Annotated in this window: 16 protein-coding genes; 6 read left to right on the forward strand and 10 right to left on the reverse strand. The window is 26.8% G+C overall.

Going from position 1 to position 19,640, the window contains the following annotated elements; all coding sequences use genetic code 11:
- From AVBRAN9334_RS03310 to AVBRAN9334_RS03345, 8 genes are all read right to left on the reverse strand, one after another.
- A partial coding sequence (locus tag AVBRAN9334_RS03310) for a cache domain-containing protein (RefSeq protein WP_336607021.1) occupies nt 1-1,001 on the reverse strand: 1,001 nt, incomplete at its 3' end.
- Nucleotides 1,002-1,155: 154 nt separating this feature from the next.
- Nucleotides 1,156-1,743 carry a response regulator transcription factor gene (locus tag AVBRAN9334_RS03315; RefSeq protein WP_336607022.1) on the reverse strand — a complete coding sequence of 196 codons (588 nt, stop codon included), beginning with the start codon at nt 1,741-1,743 and terminating at the stop codon, nt 1,156-1,158.
- The gene (locus AVBRAN9334_RS03320) at nt 1,743-3,035 is read right to left on the reverse strand and encodes an HlyD family type I secretion periplasmic adaptor subunit (RefSeq protein WP_214118428.1); all 1,293 of its coding nucleotides are present in this window, start codon (nt 3,033-3,035) and stop codon (nt 1,743-1,745) included. The genes AVBRAN9334_RS03315 and AVBRAN9334_RS03320 overlap by 1 nt, the downstream gene beginning before the upstream one ends.
- Complete coding sequence (locus AVBRAN9334_RS03325; RefSeq protein ID WP_336607023.1) at nt 3,032-5,167, reverse strand: type I secretion system permease/ATPase; 2,136 nt, start codon at nt 5,165-5,167, stop codon at nt 3,032-3,034. Before AVBRAN9334_RS03325 ends, AVBRAN9334_RS03320 begins: the two co-directional genes overlap by 4 nt.
- Nucleotides 5,164-7,056, reverse strand: coding sequence for a bifunctional diguanylate cyclase/phosphodiesterase (locus AVBRAN9334_RS03330; RefSeq protein WP_336607024.1), 1,893 nt, complete (start codon nt 7,054-7,056; stop codon nt 5,164-5,166). Before AVBRAN9334_RS03330 ends, AVBRAN9334_RS03325 begins: the two co-directional genes overlap by 4 nt.
- A complete protein-coding gene (locus AVBRAN9334_RS03335) occupies nt 7,053-7,718 on the reverse strand; it encodes a transglutaminase-like cysteine peptidase (protein WP_214120625.1) in 666 nt (221 codons plus the stop codon). The genes AVBRAN9334_RS03330 and AVBRAN9334_RS03335 overlap by 4 nt, the downstream gene beginning before the upstream one ends.
- A 3-nt stretch (nt 7,719-7,721) precedes the next feature.
- The gene (locus tag AVBRAN9334_RS03340; RefSeq protein ID WP_336607025.1) at nt 7,722-9,521 is read right to left on the reverse strand and encodes a TolC family protein; all 1,800 of its coding nucleotides are present in this window, start codon (nt 9,519-9,521) and stop codon (nt 7,722-7,724) included.
- Between the two features lie 131 nt (nt 9,522-9,652).
- On the reverse strand, nt 9,653-10,954 hold the full coding sequence (locus tag AVBRAN9334_RS03345) for a triphosphoribosyl-dephospho-CoA synthase (RefSeq protein WP_336607026.1): 1,302 nt from the start codon (nt 10,952-10,954) through the stop codon (nt 9,653-9,655).
- 61 nt (nt 10,955-11,015) lie between these two features.
- Here AVBRAN9334_RS03345 and AVBRAN9334_RS03350 point away from each other — a divergent pair, with 61 nt between their 5' ends.
- The 6 genes from AVBRAN9334_RS03350 to citF all read left to right on the forward strand — a co-directional run bounded on the left by AVBRAN9334_RS03350 (nt 11,016) and on the right by citF (nt 17,136).
- Nucleotides 11,016-12,554, forward strand: coding sequence for a sensor histidine kinase (locus AVBRAN9334_RS03350; protein ID WP_336607027.1), 1,539 nt, complete (start codon nt 11,016-11,018; stop codon nt 12,552-12,554).
- Nucleotides 12,547-13,197 (forward strand): response regulator, encoded by a 651-nt coding sequence (locus AVBRAN9334_RS03355; RefSeq protein ID WP_214118448.1) that lies wholly within the window; start codon nt 12,547-12,549, stop codon nt 13,195-13,197. Before AVBRAN9334_RS03350 ends, AVBRAN9334_RS03355 begins: the two co-directional genes overlap by 8 nt.
- A gap of 103 nt (nt 13,198-13,300) precedes the next feature.
- Complete coding sequence (locus AVBRAN9334_RS03360) at nt 13,301-14,572, forward strand: 2-hydroxycarboxylate transporter family protein (protein ID WP_336607028.1); 1,272 nt, start codon at nt 13,301-13,303, stop codon at nt 14,570-14,572.
- 1 nt (nt 14,573) lies between these two features.
- Nucleotides 14,574-14,819 (forward strand): hypothetical protein, encoded by a 246-nt coding sequence (locus tag AVBRAN9334_RS03365; RefSeq protein ID WP_214118452.1) that lies wholly within the window; start codon nt 14,574-14,576, stop codon nt 14,817-14,819.
- A complete protein-coding gene (locus AVBRAN9334_RS03370) occupies nt 14,816-15,631 on the forward strand; it encodes an HpcH/HpaI aldolase/citrate lyase family protein (RefSeq protein ID WP_336607029.1) in 816 nt (271 codons plus the stop codon). Before AVBRAN9334_RS03365 ends, AVBRAN9334_RS03370 begins: the two co-directional genes overlap by 4 nt.
- Nucleotides 15,628-17,136: a citrate lyase subunit alpha gene (citF, locus tag AVBRAN9334_RS03375; protein ID WP_336607030.1), complete on the forward strand. Its 1,509-nt coding sequence runs from the start codon at nt 15,628-15,630 to the stop codon at nt 17,134-17,136. The genes AVBRAN9334_RS03370 and citF overlap by 4 nt, the downstream gene beginning before the upstream one ends.
- A gap of 43 nt (nt 17,137-17,179) precedes the next feature.
- On the opposite strand, the gene AVBRAN9334_RS03380 is transcribed toward citF, so the two are convergent.
- The gene (locus AVBRAN9334_RS03380) at nt 17,180-18,445 is read right to left on the reverse strand and encodes an MFS transporter (RefSeq protein ID WP_214120169.1); all 1,266 of its coding nucleotides are present in this window, start codon (nt 18,443-18,445) and stop codon (nt 17,180-17,182) included.
- Entirely contained in the window at nt 18,435-19,640 is a 1,206-nt protein-coding gene (locus AVBRAN9334_RS03385; protein WP_336607031.1) for a hydantoinase/carbamoylase family amidase, read from the reverse strand. The genes AVBRAN9334_RS03380 and AVBRAN9334_RS03385 overlap by 11 nt, the downstream gene beginning before the upstream one ends.

Consider the following 19,640-nt stretch of genomic DNA (forward strand, 5'->3'; position numbering starts at 1 on the left):
GTGATTGCGATTTTGTTAGCATCATTTTTTTCATAATTTAAAAATTCAAAAAATTCAGTTAAACCATTTTGCATAGCAATCATAGGATTTAAAGATTTTTTGATTAAATAGTATAAAATTCCTATAACTACAATAATAAATATTATAAACTCATAAATCGAATTCATCATACTATTGTGAATAGTATCATCAATATTTGCCTTTGGCATAATTGAGCAAACATCATATCCTGTTAATTTATCTTCTAAACAATAAGCTATATATTCTTTATCATTTTTATTAAATATAAAATTACCACTATTATCATTTTTATAATAATTTTGTAATTTACTTACAAATTCTTTTTTCCATTCAGGATTACCTAAGTCATCTTTATTAGAACTTGAAATAATCTCATCATTTTTATCTAAAATTATAGTGCTAGAATTTTTTAAAGAATTTGCTCTAGTAATCTCATCGCTAAAATCATCAATTAAAATATTACCACCAACAACAGCTACTATTTTATTATCAATTACTACAGGTGCAAAAATAGTTGTAGCTGATTTTTTACTTGAAACATCTTGATATACTGAAGATAAATTTGCTTGTTTTAATTCTAAAGCTTCTTTATACCAAGCTCTAGTTCTACCATCAAAATTAGGGATTAATCTAAAAGTTAAATCAGATTCAGCCTTATAAACATCGCCATTTGTTAAACCTACAAATAAACCTTTAAAATCTAAAATCTTATTATCATCTTCTATTATTTGCTTAATAAAATTTGGGCTTACATCTTTTGCTTCTTCAAATTTTTTAGCAATTTTTTTAATATTATTTAATTTTACATCTATATAAGAATTTATATACAAATTCTTTAAAGTTATATCATTTCTATTTAATTCATTGTAATTTGAATTAATAATAGTTTTAACTCTATTTAATTCGTATGAAGTTAAAATTACTGATGCAATTATTAAAACTGCGGTAAGATATATGGAAATTTTTTGTGATAGTTTCATTTAAATCCTTTTTTGTAATAATTTAAAAAGGCGTAGTATAAATAAACAAAGTTAAATAAAACTTAAGTAATAATAATTATTAATTAAAAATATTAACTAAAAGAATACAATTTTAATCCTATTTTAAACAAGAATTTAAAATAGGACTTTATATTTATTTATCAATATTTTTTAAAGCCATTACGAATTGAATTCTATTCTTAACCCCTACTTTTTGATAAATAGTTGAAGTTATAGCCTTTATAGTTCTTTCACTAAGCTGCAAAATATTAGCAATTTGTGCGTTGTTTAATCCATCTTTTATATAATTTGCAACTACTTTTTCTCTATCAGTTAATAATTCATATAAATCATTATTATCTTGTTTATAGCTTTGATTAATAAGGCTTATCATATTATTAATAATATCAGGCAATAACCATATACCACCATTACTAATACAATTAATTGCATCTATAAAGTGAATTTTTTGCATTCTTGCGTTTGCATACCCTTTAGCATTGCCATTTAAAAACGCTTGAGATTCTATAAAATTTGGATTTTTTGATATAGCTAGGCATTTAAAATTATATTTTGATAATTCTTTTATACTATCAATATTATCGCAAATTATAACATTAGCATCTTTGTATTTAGCTATTATTACATCTAAATAATTTGTTGAATATACATTAAAATCATTCAATATTTCTTCTAAATAAGTTCTTAGCTCTTTATCTTCTACATTTATAATTATTTGCATTATCTTTCCCTTAAAGCATTTTGTTTGGTTTTAAATATTGGTTTTAATAAATAATCTAATATAGTCTTTTTACCAGTAACAATATCAGCATTTACTATCATACCCACCTTAATATTTAGTGGGTGCTCATCTGTTCCTAGATGATTTTTTTCTGTTACGATTTTTACTAAATAAAAACTCTCTCCTTTATCATTGGTTTCTGTATCGGCACTAATTTGCATAACTTGTCCTTCAAGTCCGCCATAAATACTAAAATCATAAGCACTTACCTTAATAATAGCTCTTAAACCTTCTCTTAAAAATGCCACATCAGCAGGTTTAACCTTAACTTCAGCAATCAATCTATCATCAAGTGGAACTATTTCAGCTATATTTTCACCTGGCTTGATTACTCCTGAAACCGTATGAACATTAAGCTTTGAAACTATACCATTTACAGGGCTTTTTACTAAGGTTCTATCAACCCTATCATCAAGACCTATTTGGCTTTTATTAATTCTAGCAATTTCAGCATTTGTTTCGTTTAGTTCTTTTTTAGAATCATTAATAAAACCTAATCTTATTTCATTTAATGTAGCTTCTAATTTAGGCAGCGATAATCTTGCTTGAGATAATTCTCCCCTAATATCATTTAATTGTCTGCTAATTTGTAAATATTCAACTTCACTTACACTACCTTTTTTATAAAGACTATAAGTCAAATCATTTTGTTTAGATACTAAATTATAACTCGTGCTTAGATGGTTGATTTTTGATTTTAGTTCCTTTATTTCGCTTTCTTTTTGAGAAATTTTTTCTTTTAATTGCTCTATATTACTCTCATATAAACTTTGTTCGTTTTTTAAAGTCTGTGGGAAAATTTTATTTACTTCATCTTCGCTTAAAATACTAATATCAAATTCTTTACTATTTGCTTGAGCAAAAAGTCTAATTTTTTTAGCCAAAAGCTCACTAATTTTTACTTCACTCTCGCCTAAAGAACTCTCAAAACTTTTATTATCAATCTTAAGTAATACTTGACCTTTTTTTACAACATCGCCTTCTCTTACTAATAATTCTTGAACTATACCACCTTCTAGGTTTTGAACTACTTGATTTTGACCACTAGGCACTACCTTGCCCTGCCCCCTTGTAATCTCATCAATCTCTGCTACACTCATCCAAGCAATCAAACCAATTACACAAGTAATAATTATATAAAGCATAGTTTTTGTTTTTTGAGAGCTTTTTGATAATACAGCTTGTGATAAGCTATTCATAAAATCTAAATCATCTTTTGTATAGTTTTTCATTTACTAGCTCCTAACTTTGCTAAAACTTCTTCTTTACTTCCATCTAAAACTACCTTAGCATTATCAATTACAATTATTCTATCAACTAGACTAAGAAGTGATTGTTTATGAGTAATTACTATTAATGTTTTATCTTTGCAAGCTTCTTTTAAATTATTTATAACTTTTGCTTCTGTTTGAGTATCTATTTGATTTGTTGGCTCATCTAATAGCATAATAGGTGTATTTGTTATAAACGCTCTTGATATTGCAATAGCTTGTCTTTGACCCCCACTTATACCTTCTCCACGCTCATAAACAGGCATATCAAATCCAAGTGGGTGAGAATTTACAAATTCACTAACGCAAGAAATATTTGCAGCTTTTATAATTTCTTCATCACTTGCATAAGGTGCTTTATAAACTATATTTTCTCTTAAAGTGCCTTTAAATAGCATAATATCTTGAGAAACATAGCCAATATGCTCTCTTAAATCCACGGGGTCAATTTGCTCAATATCAATACCATCTACATGAATACTGCCTTTACTTGGCTCATAAAGTCCCATAATTAATTTTTCTATAGTTGTTTTTCCACTACCATTTTTACCAATAATTGCAACTTTTTCTCCAGCATTAATCTTAAAGCTAACATCACTTAAAGATTCTTTTTTCGCTTCTGGATAAGCAAATGAAACATTTTTAAACTCAATACCACCTAAGAAACTATTTCTTCTTACGAATTTTTTGCCATTTTCACGCTCTACTGGCATATTCATAATATCATTAAGGCTCTTATAAGCTGTTTTAGTCTGCTCGTAATTTGATATAAGAGAAGCTACCTGACCCATAGGAGATATTGCACGAGAACTTAAAATCACACTAGCAACAAGACCACCCATACTAAGCTCCATATCCTTAATCATATAAACACCTAATACAACAATAGCAATAGTGTTAAATTGAACTAAAAACCCTGTAACCATAGGAATAGAACTAGATAATAATTTATTTTTTATACTTTTATTAGCAATTTCTCCTGTTGCTTCTTCGTATATCCATTGAGAAGAAGATGCTGCACCTAAAGTCTTAATTGTCTCAAGTGTATTTAAACTCTCAATTAAAACACCATTTTTAAATGCACTTGCTTGATATGTGCTTTCTATTGAAGTTTGTAAAGGTTTTCTAATACTAAATGTATAAATTAAAATAAGTATCATAACAACAACAGGAACTACTACTAAATGCCCTGCTAGAAAATAAATTGTTGCTAAAAATATTATACAAAATGGCAAATCCACAATAGCAGCAATACTAGCATTTGCAAAAAAACTTTTAAGCGTATCAAATTCTTTTAGATTTTGCGCAAAAGAACCAACACTAGCAGGTCTAGAACTTAATTTAATATCCAACACTCTTTCATAAATTAATGAGCTCATAATAATATCGCTCTTTTTTGAAGCTGTTTCTAAAAAATAAGCTCTAACTAATTTAATAATCATATCAATTGTATAAACAACAAATACTCCTAAAGCTAAAACCCATAAAGTCTCAATTGCATTATTAGGCACAACCCTATCATAAACATTCATTGTAAAAAGCGGACCTGCTAAAACAAATAAGTTTATAATAAATGAAGCTAGTAAAACATCTACATAAATTGATTTTGATTTTTTAAGCGTATCCCAAAACCAATGCTCATTAGGGTTATTTTTAAGATTATTTATTTCATTTTTAATAACAAATTCTCTTTTTAAATAAAAAGCATAGCCTAAATATTCTTCTTCAATTTCTGCTTTGCTAACCAATGTAGCTGCACCATCAAATCCTGGAAAAATAATACTTAATTTATCATTATCTTGAAAACTTTGTAAAATACATGCTTTTTGGTCTTTTAGCATTAAAATACAAGGCAATACTAAATTAGGAATATCTTTTAAATCTTTTTTCACTAATGTGCTAGCAAAACCAGCTCTTTTTGCAGCTCTACTAAAAAGAGATTTTTTATTATTTTTTGAAAATAGCTCTATACCGCCTAAATTTTTATCATAAGGCAACCCAGCCGTAAGTGCTTCGGCACTATAAGGATTGTTATAAAGCTTAGTAAGAATAACTAGACAATCTAGCAATTCATCTGTTTTTGTATTTATCATATTTCTTCCTTAACTTTACTTGTGTAATTTCCTTGAACTAAATTAATATTTAATTCTTTTATTTTGTTGTAAGTTTCTTCATCTTCTATACCTATTGCAATTATTTTTATTCCTTTTGAATTTAAGATAATTTCTAAAGCATTTTTAGCCCCGCTAGCATTAACATCTTCTAATAAATCAAGCAATGTTCTTGCCTGAACTTTAATATAAGAAATATTCAATTCATTTAAAATACTTAAGTTTTCTTTGTTTAAAGTAAAATGATCAAGCCCTAAAGCTATATCATAAGTCTTAGCAAATCTTGAAAACTCAATAAGATTTCTAATATTTAATTCCTTACTCATAGCAAGTTCTAAATAAACTTTTTCATTTTTTCTAGTTTTGAATATTTTTTCTAATTTTTGATAATTTTCTGCTTTTATTAAATCATTTGAAATATTTACAGAAATTCCTGATTTAAATTCTTCACTTAAAGCTTTGCTTAATACATAAATATCTAATTCTTTTGATAAATTAAGCTCATTTACAATAGGCATAAAATAAGAAGCATTTTTTAATTCATTTTTATATTTTAATCTCAAATACAATTCTTTATGATATACATTATTATCAGTACCTAAAACTTCTTGGCTAGCAAAACAAAAATCATTATTATTCATAGCGTTATAAATAAATGTTCTAAATTGCTCTTTACCTAAGATAATATTATCAGAATTATTTGATTTGTTTAAAGAATAATTAGTCTTATTTTTAATTAACAATAAGTCTAATTCAGCAAGAATTTCATTTAGCTTTTTTCCTTCATAAGAACTTAAAGAACTGCTTATTAAAAACTCACTATCATCAAGTCCAAATTCTTTAAATAAATCTTTTATTTTATTTAGATAATTTACGCAGTTTTCTTCAAAACCTAAAGAATTCTCACCTAAAACAGCAAAATCATTTTCATTAATTGAAAACACACATTCGCTATCAAAAACCTTATCATTATCTCTTAAAATATCTGATAATCTTCCTAAAAATTCCATAGATTTATTAAAACCTAAAATCTTTTTTAGATTATAAGTTTCTTTAATGCTTAATAAAAAGCAATATCCATTTGAATATTCTTCCCTACTTTTAATTGATTCAAATTTATTTATAAAATATCTTCTATTAAATAGCTTAGTTCTTTCATCTTTATAAAGCAAATCATTATATTTATCTAGCGTTTCACTCTCTTTATCAAATATATCTTTAACCTTACCTACCATTGAGTTCATTGCCATTACCATTTTTCTAACTTCTTGGGTAAATGGTAGTTTATTTTGTATTATAAACTCGTGTTCAAGTATAGCTTCTGCTTGTTTTCTAACCTTATTTAGTGGTGCTAAAATCGCTTTTAGTGAAAAATAAATTAAAATCATAGAAACTATAAAAATAATCACTAAATTAATAAACAATTCTTTAAGGGTTGTATAAAGTTGCTCGTAAGCAAATGCAGGGCTAATTTGCACATAAATAGTGCCTATTTTATTCCATTGTCTAATCTCAAAACTCTCAACAGGAGTGCTAATATTTACAAGTTTTACAAATAAATCACTAACTCCATAAAATACTTTTTCTTTACTTTTATCATAAACTATCTCATCATTTGCGTCAGTGAATTTAATTTCTTGATAATATCCACTATCAAAAATAGCATTAATCATAAGCTCAACACTATCTTTATCAACATTATCTAAAGTAGCAATTGATAATCCTAGCGAAGTTGCTGTATGCTTTGCATTTGCACTTAATTGCTCGTTTATAAAATCATTTGTAGTTTGATAGTTTTTAACACCAACAATAGCTATTATAATTAATATAAAAACTATAGCACCTAATAAAATTTGCTTAAATAAAGTCATAAATCACCCTTTTTTAAATTCTCTAAATAACTAGACCAATCTTTTGTATATTTTGAAGATTTTGCCGATAATTTACCGCTTGATGCTTGTTGTGCTAAAAATAAGTCTTTAGCATTAAACGATAACACAGGCTTTAAATCAACTCTTTTATTTGCTCTTTTAATTGAATTTGTATTACTATCTAAAATAAAAGGAATATCGTTAGGTTTTTCATAATATGCTAAAACCATATGAGAAATCCATTTGCCATTTAAATTAGCATATACGTATGTAAAAAATAATTTTTCTTCACTAACTCCTAAATCAAGTAAAGTAAGATATTTTGCGATTACGAAATCTTCGCAATCTCCAAAACCCTTTCCAAGCGATTCAAATCTATTAGCCCAATAATCAGTCTTACCCCAAGTTATCATATCATCTTGCCATTTTATAATACTTGGGTCATTAAAAAATTCATTAACTTTTACTAATTTATTTGCATCATTTGTATTTTGTATATCTTGCATTAACTTATCTAGTTTTTCAAGTCTTTTAACACTAACTTGTCCGTAAGTCTTCTCCATTCTAACATAAGTTTGTGGTTTAATGAATGAAGAACTAGATAAACTAATACCGATAAAAAGAGTGAATAAAATCACTCTTTTAAAAATTCTACTATACATCAATTACTTAATATCAGAGATTGAGCAAGCTTTATTAATGTATTGTTTTGCATAACCATTAACAAAACCTTCAGAAATTACACCCATATTATCAAGCATTTTGTATTGGGTTAATAAAATATTGCTCTTTGTATTAATTAATTCTTTAGCAGCTGAAAAATATTCGCTTTGAGCATCTAATACATTGATTAAATCTCTTTTACCAATTTTAAATTCATCTTCATAAGTTAAAAGTGTAGATTTAGCATATTCAACATAATCATTTAAATAATTTAATTTATCATTACTAATTTTATATGAATTAAATGCGTATGAATTGCTTTCTTCTAATTCTCTTAAAGTAGCATTATAATCCATTTGACTTGCTAATGCTCCGATTTTACTTTTTTCAACATTTAGCTTATCTTGACCTTTATTAAATAGGTTGTATGAAAATCTTAAATAAGCACCTGCTGAAGTATCTTTAGTATCTGCTTGTAAATCTCTAAAGATTTTATCTTTTGCATAGTTTGCACTTAATTCTAAGTCTAATTTAGGTAAATAATTTCCTTTTTTAACCTTTGTTTCATATTCAAGCACATTGATATTTTCAGCTTGAATTCTCACACTTGGATTACATTTTTTACTAATTTCATTTAAGCCTTCAACTGAACTAGGAATTGCATAAGTAAATTCTGGCATTACAAGAGAATTAATATCTACATTTTTACCAAATAATCTTGTAAATCTTGATTCAGCATCTTTAAAATCGTTTTCTGCTGATAATAAGTTATTTTTAGCAAGTGCTAAACGGCTTCCTGCTTGTCTTTCTTCACTAGCTCTTGCAAAACCTGAACTTGTTCTATCTTTGATTAGAGCATAAATATCTTCGTGAGCTTTTACATTTTTTTGTGCTATTTCAAGTAATAGTTTAGTTTTTATCATATCTAAATATGCTTTAGTGCTATCATATACGATTTCATTTGAATTTTGAATTACTTTATAAGCTGTAGAATTTGTAATGTGGCTTTGTTGAGCCTTGCCATTCATATCTTTTCCACCATTAAATAAGTTTTCTGTTAAAACTATTGAAGCATCGTGAGTTGTGCCTGTTCCTTTTTGTTCAGGATTTACATTAACTTTATGCTTTTTATTAACATATCCACCATTTGCATATACATTTAACATTGGATAATATTCAGCACTTGCTATATCTAAGTCTTTTAAAGATTTTAAATATTCTTGTTTATAAGTATTTACACTTGGGTTTGTATCAAGAACACTAGCAATCATTTTATTTAAAGTAATTGAATTAGCGTCTTCAACATTGTTAAATGCAGGAATATTTAAACCATTATCATTTTTTTCATCTAAACTATCTAACATACTTGAAACAGATGAATTATTATCTACAACAGCTGGTTCGCTAGTTAATTCGTCATTGTTTAAATTAGTATCTACTTCGCTATCAACCTTAGCAAATTTAGGTTCATTTGGTTTTCTAGTCGTAAAATAAGCGTCTTTATAGATAGAATTTGAGCGAAGATAGTTTCTAATCTCTGTTACTTTTGATTTAGACATATCAGCAGTTTCAACAACTACGGTGTGATATGTGCTATTATTTGCACTTTGTGGGTCACTAGCTCTTGCTTTTACCACCAATTCATTAGCGTATTTGCTACTATTAACAACTTTTTCAATATTTGATTTTATTTTGTTTAATGTAGCATAATCGTCTTTTTTAAAGCTGGCTATGAATATATTATATTCAGCTGCGTGCAAGCAACTAGCCGCAATAATAGATGTGATTAATGTTTTTTTCATCATTGTTCCTTAAGTTTAAAAATAAATTAAAGGTATTACTTTAATTAATTAAACTTAATATTTCCATAGATTTTTTACTTTTTTTATAAAAAATTTTAATCTTATATAATTTTTAAGTAATTATTAAAAAATTATTTTATTTTTATAAAATTTAAAAATATTATTAATGATAAAACATCAGCACTTCCACCAAAACTAATGTTTTTACTTGAGTATAAATTGTTTAATTTATTAATAATTTTTATTATTTTACTATCATCATATTTACTAAGTTTTAAGCAAGTATTTTTTACTTGTAAATAATTATCATAATTATAATTTAATCTTTTTATTAAACTCGTATCATCTATTAAATATACGATATAAAATAAAGTCTTTAACAAACTTATATCATTTTTAATCTCAAAAGCTTGATAGAATTTAAAAGCCTTAAAAGTATTTATAAATCCTTTCTCAACCTCATCTCTTATCCCCTTAATCCCAAATCTTTGAAAGCAAATCCCACCGATTGAATTAAGATTGTTGTTTAACTCATTTTGACATAGATTTACGCATAGATCTTTTGTAATTTTTGAGATATTTTCAAGCGATAATTCATCTTCACTTTTGCTACAAGCAAAAATCATAATCGCAAACAAAAATAAAGCACCTTTATGAGTATTTATATTATTTGTGGCATTAAACATAGATTTTTCTGCTATTTGACCTATTTTTTTAAGCCTAATAAAATCATTTCTTTTTGATAATTTTGCTAAAGTATAAAAGCTATCAAAATATTCTCTTAATTCACTTACGCTATCTAAAAAAGTATAAAAGTTCATATCATTATGAGAATTTGAACTAAATCTATCAACCAAGCCGATTTTAGGAGATAAGCTAACTTCATACAATAATGCCTTTAAAGCAGCTTTGCTAAAATTATTTTTAATACTTTTATTTATGCAAATATGCACATAAAAATCATCAAATAATTCATCAAGTTTTTTATATATGCTAGATTTTGTATGAGTGTTATTTCTTTGACAAACTATGGCTAATTCATCACATAAAAAGCACTTCCTACCTGCATTTCTTAACTTAATTGTCTCGTTATTAAAATACACATCAAAATCAAATAATCTTGAAAAATTATATTTATTTTCTAAAGATATAGTAAGTTTTTTTATATTTAAAGCTTCATCATCAATCGCAAATAAGCAAAATAATTCATCTAAATTAACACTATAATTTATGATATTTCCTAAACTAAGCGCTTCGTTAATTCCGAATAAAAACAATTCTTTAACTTCACTAATATTAGCTATTTTATACATATAAGGAAGATTTAGACTAAAGCAAATTACAGGAGTTTTATAAATATTTTCGTATTCAAGTCTTGCATTAAATCTCTTTTCTTTTTGTTCTAAAACTAGCTGAAGCAAATCTTTTTGCATAATTTCAAATTCCTTAAATGATTTTAATATAATGTATCCAAAAAACTATTAGGAATTTTAAATGAGATTATTTACAAAAATTACTTTAACATTTTTTTTAATTTCTTTTATAGTTTTAAGCATTACTTCTGTTTTTATTTTTATACAAAGCAAAAAATTAATTGAAAACGAAATTACTCATAAAATAGAAGCAATATCAAAAACTCTAGCAAAAAATATTGATATAAATAATCCTAATTTAAATGAAGATATAAACAAATTAAGTAAAGAATTAAATCTTGATTTCATAGTAATAATAGATAAAAACCAAAAGCGACTAACCCACCCTAATAAAGATTTAATAGGCACTTTAGTAGAAGGTGGGGACGCTAAACAAGTTTTAAACGGACAAGGACATTATATCTCAATAGCAAAAGGTTCTTTAAAACGCTCAATTAGAAGCTTTAGCCCAATTTATAAAGATAATCAAATTATAGGTGCTGTAATAGTTGGAGTATTCGTAGATTATCTAAATCAAATAATTTTAGAAGAAAATAAATATAATTTTGTTTTGATAATTATTTTTATAATAATCATTTTAATACTAGCAAAAATACTAAATAAAAATATAAAAAACATATTATTAGGTTATGAACCAAAACAAATAGCTAGTTTAGTTGCAAGACAAAACGCTATCTTGCAATCTTTAAATGATGGGATAATTGCAGTAGATGATAAAAACACCATTACTTTAATAAATGATAAAGCTAAAGATATTTTTAAACTAGCCTTAGTAGATAATGATTTAATAGGAAAAAATGCCAATATTATCCCACATTCAAATATGCAAAAAGTATTAAATACAAAAATAGCTGAATTAAATCAAGAGCAAATATTAAACGAAATCACAATTTTAACAAATAGAATTCCATACTTTATAGATAATAATATAGCAGGAGTTGTAGCGTCTTTTAAAGATATAAAAGAAGTTAAAAAATTAGCAAATGAGCTAATAGATGTCAAAAAATACGCCGAAGCCCTAAGAGCAAATCATCACGAATTCTCAAACAAACTTCACATAATAAATGCCTTATTAGAAAATAATAATATAAATGAAGCAAAAAATTATTGTGATGAATTGATTTTAAAAAATAAAGAGAATTTAAATAAATTATTATGCAATATCAATGATAAAGTAATCCTAGCTTTTTGCGAAAGCAAATTCGCCTTTGCAAAAGAATTGAAAATCAATATAAATCTTAATAAAAAATCATTTTTAGATAATTTAAATGATAGTAATTTACAAAATGATATTATTAGCATTCTTTCAAATTTAATAAATAATTCAATAGACGCATTAAGCAATACAGAAAATAAAAATATAGAAATATTTATAAAAAATAATAAAAACTACCTAAAAATTCAATGCAAAGACAATGGCTGCGGCATTCAAAATAAAGAAAACTTATTTACTAAAGGCTATTCTACTAAGGGTGAATTTAGAGGATATGGACTTTATTTATGTGCTAAAATTGTTGCTAATTATGATGGAACAATAAGTGTTAGTAAATTAAAAAATGGAAGCTCTTTTAGTGTAATTTTAAGGATTAATAATGATTAAGACAATAATAGTTGAAGATGATTTGATGGTGCAAGATATTAATAAAAACATTCTTTTATCAGTAAGTGAGTTTAAATTACTAGCTTGTTTTACTAAAGTAGATGATGCTATAAATTATTTGCTAAGTAATGAAATAGATTTAATATTGCTTGATTTAACCTTGCCAAATACTGATGGAATTGAGCTTATTAGAAGAATTAAAAGTGAGTTTAGTAAGATTGATATTATTGTAATTTCTGCTAGAAATGATAGCTTAAGCTTACAAAAAAGCTTAAATCTAGGAGTAATTGATTATATTCTAAAACCATTTAAACAAAATAGGCTTGAAAGCTCACTAAATCAATATAAGTTAAGAAGAAATCTATTAAATAGCAAAATCAATCAAGAAAATATTGATAAAGCTCTTTATAAACAAATTGATGAATTACCAAAAGGAATTGATAAAAATTCTTTAGCTCTTATAAAAGATAAAATAAAAGAATTTAATACTTGGTTTAATGTCAATGAATTAGAAAAACTAACAAATATTTCTAAAATATCTCTTAGAAAATATCTAACTTATTTAGAACAAATTAATTACATTACTTCAAAACTAGAATATAAAGCCAAAGGAAGACCACAAATATATTATAAATTAAACTAATTTACTTATTTTAATTATTTAAAAGCTTTTTTAAATTACTTAAATTTACAAAATCTTAATTCTTCTTAAAATGAAAACTCAAATTATTTTTAAAGGAGTTTTTATGAAAGAAAGACAAATAGGTGGTGTAAATTTATACGCATTTTGTGTATTTGCACTTATTGTATTTTTCACTTGCTATTTTGGAAAACTTCCTAAAGATATGGTAGGCGGACTTGCTATTACTATGATTTTAGGAATACTGCTTGGCGAAATTGGTATGAAAGTGCCTATTTTAAAAGATATTGGCGGACCAGCTATATTAAGCATTTTTGTTCCATCTTGTATGGTTTATTATGGTTTATTAAATCAAAACTCAATAGATGCTATAACATTTTTCATTAAGCAATCTAATTTCTTATATCTTTATATAAGCGTTTTAGTAGTTGGAAGTATATTAAGTATGAAACGAGCAATTTTAATTGCAGGGTTTTTAAAAATGTTTATACCTTTATTTATAGGAACTTTTTTAGCTATTATAGTGGCATATTTAATAGGTTCAATTACTAGTATTGGCGGAGCTCACGCTGTATTTTATATAGCAATTCCTATCTTAAGTGGCGGAGTTGGAGAGGGAATTATCCCACTAAGTGTTGCTTATTCAGAAATTTTAGGCAATGCCAATTCATCAAATATAATAGCACTTCTAGCACCTGCTGCAATGCTTGGAAACTTATTTGCAATTGCTTATGCAGGATATTTAAAAAATCTAGCTCTAAAAAAGCCACATTTAAGTGGAAACGGGCTTTTAGTAAAAACTAAAGAAGAAAATATCAATTCTTTAAATAACGATACCTTGCCTTTTGATATTAAATTAATGGGTGCTGGTTTGCTCGTTGCGGTATGCTATTTTTTAATAGGAAAATTATTAAATATGATAATTTCAATTCCTGCTCCAATTATTATGATTATTATGGCTGCTATTACAAAAGTTTTAAACATAATGCCAAAAAGCCTAGAATACGGAGCTAATTTCATATATCAATTTGTAAGCAAAAACCTAACTTGGGCTCTTTTAGTAGGTGTTGGAGTTATTTGGACACCTTGGAAAGATGTAATTGCTGCAATTAATATTGCTTTTATAATAATTTGCTTTAGCGTAGTTACTACTATGGCACTTACTGGGTATTTTTGTGCAAAGTTTTTAAATATGTTTGAGATTGAATGCTCTTGCGTTATGGTTTGTCATTCAGGACTTGGTGGCACAGGAGATGTTGCAATTCTAGGCTCTTGTAATAGAATGGAGCTTATGCCATTTGCACAGATTTCAACTAGAATTGGCGGAGCTTGCACGGTTATAGCTGCTACATTTTTATTTGCACAATTTGGAGTTTAAGATGATTAGCGTTGGAACTATTGAATCAAATGATTGTTTAATTAATATTCAAAAACATAAGGAATTTCAAATCGTATTTATAAACGAAGAAGAAAATCCTTATGCAAAACATATTAAGAACTTAATTCAAAATTATTGTAAAGAACACAAAAATACAAATGTCTTAATAGAGATAAATGATAAAGGTGCTTTAGATTTTTGTATCTTAGCAAGGCTAAAAACAGCATTAGAAAGGTTAGAAAAATGAGAAGAACATTGCTATTTATACCAGGAAATAATGCAGGAAATATTCAAAACGCAGGATTATTTGGAGCTGATGCTATTATATTTGACTTAGAAGATGCAGTAAGTCCTATGCAAAAAGATAGTGCCTTAAATCTAGTTTGCAATGCCTTAACTAGGCTAAATTATGAATGTGAAAAAATAGTTAGAATTAATTTAGAGAATGCAAAAAACGATATTTTAGCACTATCAAAAACTAAAATTAATAGCATATTAATCCCAAAAGCTGAAAATGTAGAAGAGATTAAAGAACTTATCAAATACACTAAGAATTTAAATCCAAAAATTGAAATTTTACTTTTAATAGAAACTCCACTTGGCTTATTGAATGCTAAAGAATTAGCATTTTTAAATGGCGTTAGTGCTATTTGCTTTGGTGCAGAAGATTATACGAGCGAAATTAATGCAAGAAGAAGCGAGAGTGGAGTTGAGATTGATTTTGCTAGAAATTATTTATTAAATGTATGTAAGGCTGCAAAAATAGATGCAATAGATACTCCATATACAAATATAAATGATGAAAATGGATTAATAGCCGATACAACTTATATTAAAAATCTAGGATTTGATGGCAAATTAGTAATTAGCCCAAGGCATATTGATATTATTCATAATTGCTTTAAACCTAGCGAAAAAGAAATAATCTGGGCTAATCAAGTCCTAAACGCTATAAAAGAAGCCGAACTTAAAAAAAGTGGAGTAATTTCACTAAATGGCAAAATGATTGATGCACCTATTGTTAGTCGTGCTAAAAAGATTTTAAAGGAAATTCTATGAATATTGATTATATTAAAGATTATGGAGAAGTAATTGCTTTTAACGGAGCATTTAGCTTAAAACCTAAAGAAAAATCACTTAAAAAGCATATAAAACTATCAAACCCAACTGATAATAAAGTCTATACAAATGTAAAAGAATTAATCAAAAAAACAGGCTTAAAAAGTGGAGATACAATATCATTTCATCATCATCTAAGAAATGGGGATAAAGTAGTAGGAATTATCTTACAAGCTTGTGAAGAGCTAGGCATAAATGATTTAAAACTAGCAATTAGTGCAATTTTTCCAACTCATGATTTTTTAGTAGAATATGCAAAAAAAGGAATAATAACTCAAATAGATACAAACTATTGCACAGGAAAAGTCGCAAATGCTATTTCTCGTGGAGAATTTAAAAAAGTAGCTATTTTTAGAACCCACGGCGGTCGTGCTAGAGCAATTTATGCAGGGGATTTAGAAATTGATGTAGCATTTATTGCAGCAAGTGCAACTGATAACGCAGGGAATATAAACGGCACTATGGGTAAAAATGCCTTTGGCTCAATCGGTTATGCTATGCCTGATGCAGACTTTGCTAAAGTTAGCGTTGCAGTAAGCGATACTATCTATCCTTATCCATTAAGCAATCCTAGTATTACTCAAGATAAGATTGATTATGTTTTAATGGTTGATGAGATAGGTGATCCAAATGGTATTAAATCAGGCACAACTGATATTACAAAAGACCCAATTCAGCTAAAAATTGCTAAAACAACAGCTAATTTAATAGATGAAAGTGGGCTTTTAAAAGATGGTTTTTCATTTCAAACAGGAGCTGGTGGGATAAGCCTTGCAAGTGCTCATTATGTAAAAGAAATTATGAAAGAAAAAAATATCAAAGGCTCATTTATTATGGGCGGAATAACTGCATATTTAGTTAGTTTATATAATGAAGGGTATTTTAATAATATTTTTGATGTTCAAGGTTTTGATTTAGAAGCTTTAAAATCATTGCAAACTAATCCTAATCATTACGAAGTTAGCTCAAGTTTGTATGCAAACATTCACACAAGCTCTCCTATAGTAAATAGACTTGATTGCGTTGTTTTAGGAGCAACTGAAGTTGATACTAATTTTAATACCAATGTAATGACTAGTTCAAATGGATATATTATGGGCGGAAGTGGTGGGCATAGCGACGCTGCTGCAGGAGCAAAACTAGCAATAATTACTACTAATTTAATTAGGACTAGAAAAGCTATCGTTAAAGAAAAAATAAACTCAATTACAACTCCAGGAGAAAGCATTAATGCACTTGTTTGCGAATACGGAATTGCACTAAATGATAAAACTTTGGCAAAAACCTTAAAAAACTCAAGGCTAAAAATACTTGATATAAAAGACTTAGCTAGTATTGCAAATGATATTTGCGGAGTTTGTGAATATGAAAAATCAAATAAAAGAATAGTAGCCGTCGTTGAATATCGTGATGGCAGTGTAATTGATGTAATAAGACAAGTCTAAAACAATTAAAGAATTTGAAAATTAATTTTCAAATTCTTTTTAATTAAAACTCTTGCCAATTATCAAGACCTAATTTTTTCATTCTTACAACTCCCCAAAAAGCTAAAATACAAGACAATAAAGTCCAAGCAGCAGGAGCAAATAAGCTAAATTTTGCTAAATATGTAATAATTGCCGGAGTAAATCCTGCAAAAAATATTGCAACTAAATTATAAGAAATACTCAAACCACTACTTCTTACATGAGCAGGAAATAATAAACTCATAATAGCAGGTGCTAATCCAACAAAAAAGCTAATTAATAAACATAAAATTATATGAATAGCAAATAATAAAAAAGCATTGCTACTACCTAATAAAACATATAAAGCCAAAAATGGAATAAAAGATAAAAGTCCAATAGAAATCATAAGAGATTTTATAAGACCAATTTTATGTGCTATAAACACTGCAAAAAAACACCCTAATGTCAAAAATATATTTCCTAAAAAACTAGCAGTATAGCCTAATTGCATATCATAGCCTAAGAATTTATGATAAAAAGTAGGCATAAAAATAATTAAACTATAAACTCCAGCAGTCCATAATGTGCTAAAGAGCATACCTGTAAAAATTCTACCTTTATAATCTTTTAATAAATCTTTTAAAGGTGCTTTGTTTTTGTTCTCTTTTTGTTGCTCAATAAAAACTGCACTTTCATTAGATTTATTACGAATATATACGCCAATAGGAATAATCAAAAGCCCGAAAGCAAAAGCATATTTCCAAGCACCATCATAAATATCTTGAGTAGTAAATATAGTAGTAATAATAACTCCAGCTAATGCAGATAATATATTAGCAATTCCAATGGTTGATTGCAAAAATGAAGCATATAATAATCTTTGCTTTTTATCAGCATTTTCTAATAAATAACTAGTTGCCCCACCGATTTCTCCACCTGCACTAAATCCTTGAAATAATCTTGCTACTAAAAGCATAATAGGAGCTAAATATCCTATATCTTGAAATTTTGGAGTTAATACTATAATAATTATTCCTATAGCCATTGTTGAAATAGTTAGCAATAAAGACTTTTTCCTACCATATTTATCACCTATATAGCCACATAGTATAGCACCAATAGGTCTTGCTATAAAACCAACCCCAAATAATAAAAAAGTATTAATCATATTAGTAATTGGGTCTGCTTCTTTTGGAAAAAAATTAGCACTAATATATACTGCAAAAAATGCGAATAAAGAAAAATCATACCATTCTAAAGCATTACCCATAGAAGCTGCTATAACGGTTCTTGTTCTATTTTTCATAACCACTCCTTAATATGTTATTTAAAATAATTTGAGTGCCAATAGCTGCATCTTCAAATGAGCTTTCTTCATCAGGATGATGAGATAAACCATTTTTGCTAGGTATAAAAATCATACCCATAGAAGCTATCTTAGCTATAAAAGCACTATCATGCCCTGCCCCACTTGGCATAATAATATTACTTACTTGTAGCTCATCTGCTGTTTGTTTTAAATTCTTAATAATTAAATCATCAGCAGGAGTAGCATTAGAATCTGATACTAATTTATAATTAGCGTCTAAATCTTTTAGCTTTTCTTCAATCTCTTTAATAAAATTTATTCTTATTAAATCATCTTCACTTCTTAAATCTATACTTATTTTTACACTATTAGAAATAACATTAGCAGCATTAGGCATTACACTACACGCCCCAACGGTTGCCACCGTATAAGCTTGTTTAGAATACTCAATAGCTTTATCATTTAACCATACGATAAATTTTGAAGAATTTAATAAAGCATCTTTTCTTAAATGCATAGCTGTTGTTCCTGCATGATTGCTTAAACCTTTAAATTCCACATTAAATCTTGAAATACCTACAATTTTATTTACAATACCAATCTTAGTATTTAAACTCTCTAACATATTTCCTTGTTCAATATGCAATTCATAACTTTCAATAAGCTTACCTATTCCTAATTCATTAAAAGTTCTAAATGATTTATTACCACCTGATTTGATTATCATATCTGATAATTTAGTATCATTAACTTTAATATCAAGTTGTTCTTTACTCAAATTACCAGACATTCCCCTAGAACCTACGCAAGATAAACCAAAATAATTAGGCTCTTCTCCTAAATAATCACAAAAAATTAAAGTTTTATCTAATTGTATATCTTTTAAAGCTGTAGCAATTACCATAGCAGATACAACACCTAAAACTCCATCAAATCTACCACCACTAGCAACGGTATCGCTATGAGAACCTACTATAATACATTCATTACTTTTGCCTTTTTTAATAGCTAACATATTGGCAAAATCATCATATATAACATTAAGTCCTAAATTTAAAAAATGATTTTTAATATATTTTCTACCTTCTTCATAAGTATTAGTAAATACCAATCTAGTAAAAGGACGATTTGTTTCTGTAATTTTTGCTAAATTATTTATATGAAATTTAATATCATCTGCAAGTATTTTCAT

It is taken from the genome of Campylobacter sp. RM9334 (assembly GCF_020138145.1).
Taxonomy (GTDB): Bacteria; Campylobacterota; Campylobacteria; order Campylobacterales; family Campylobacteraceae; genus Campylobacter_E.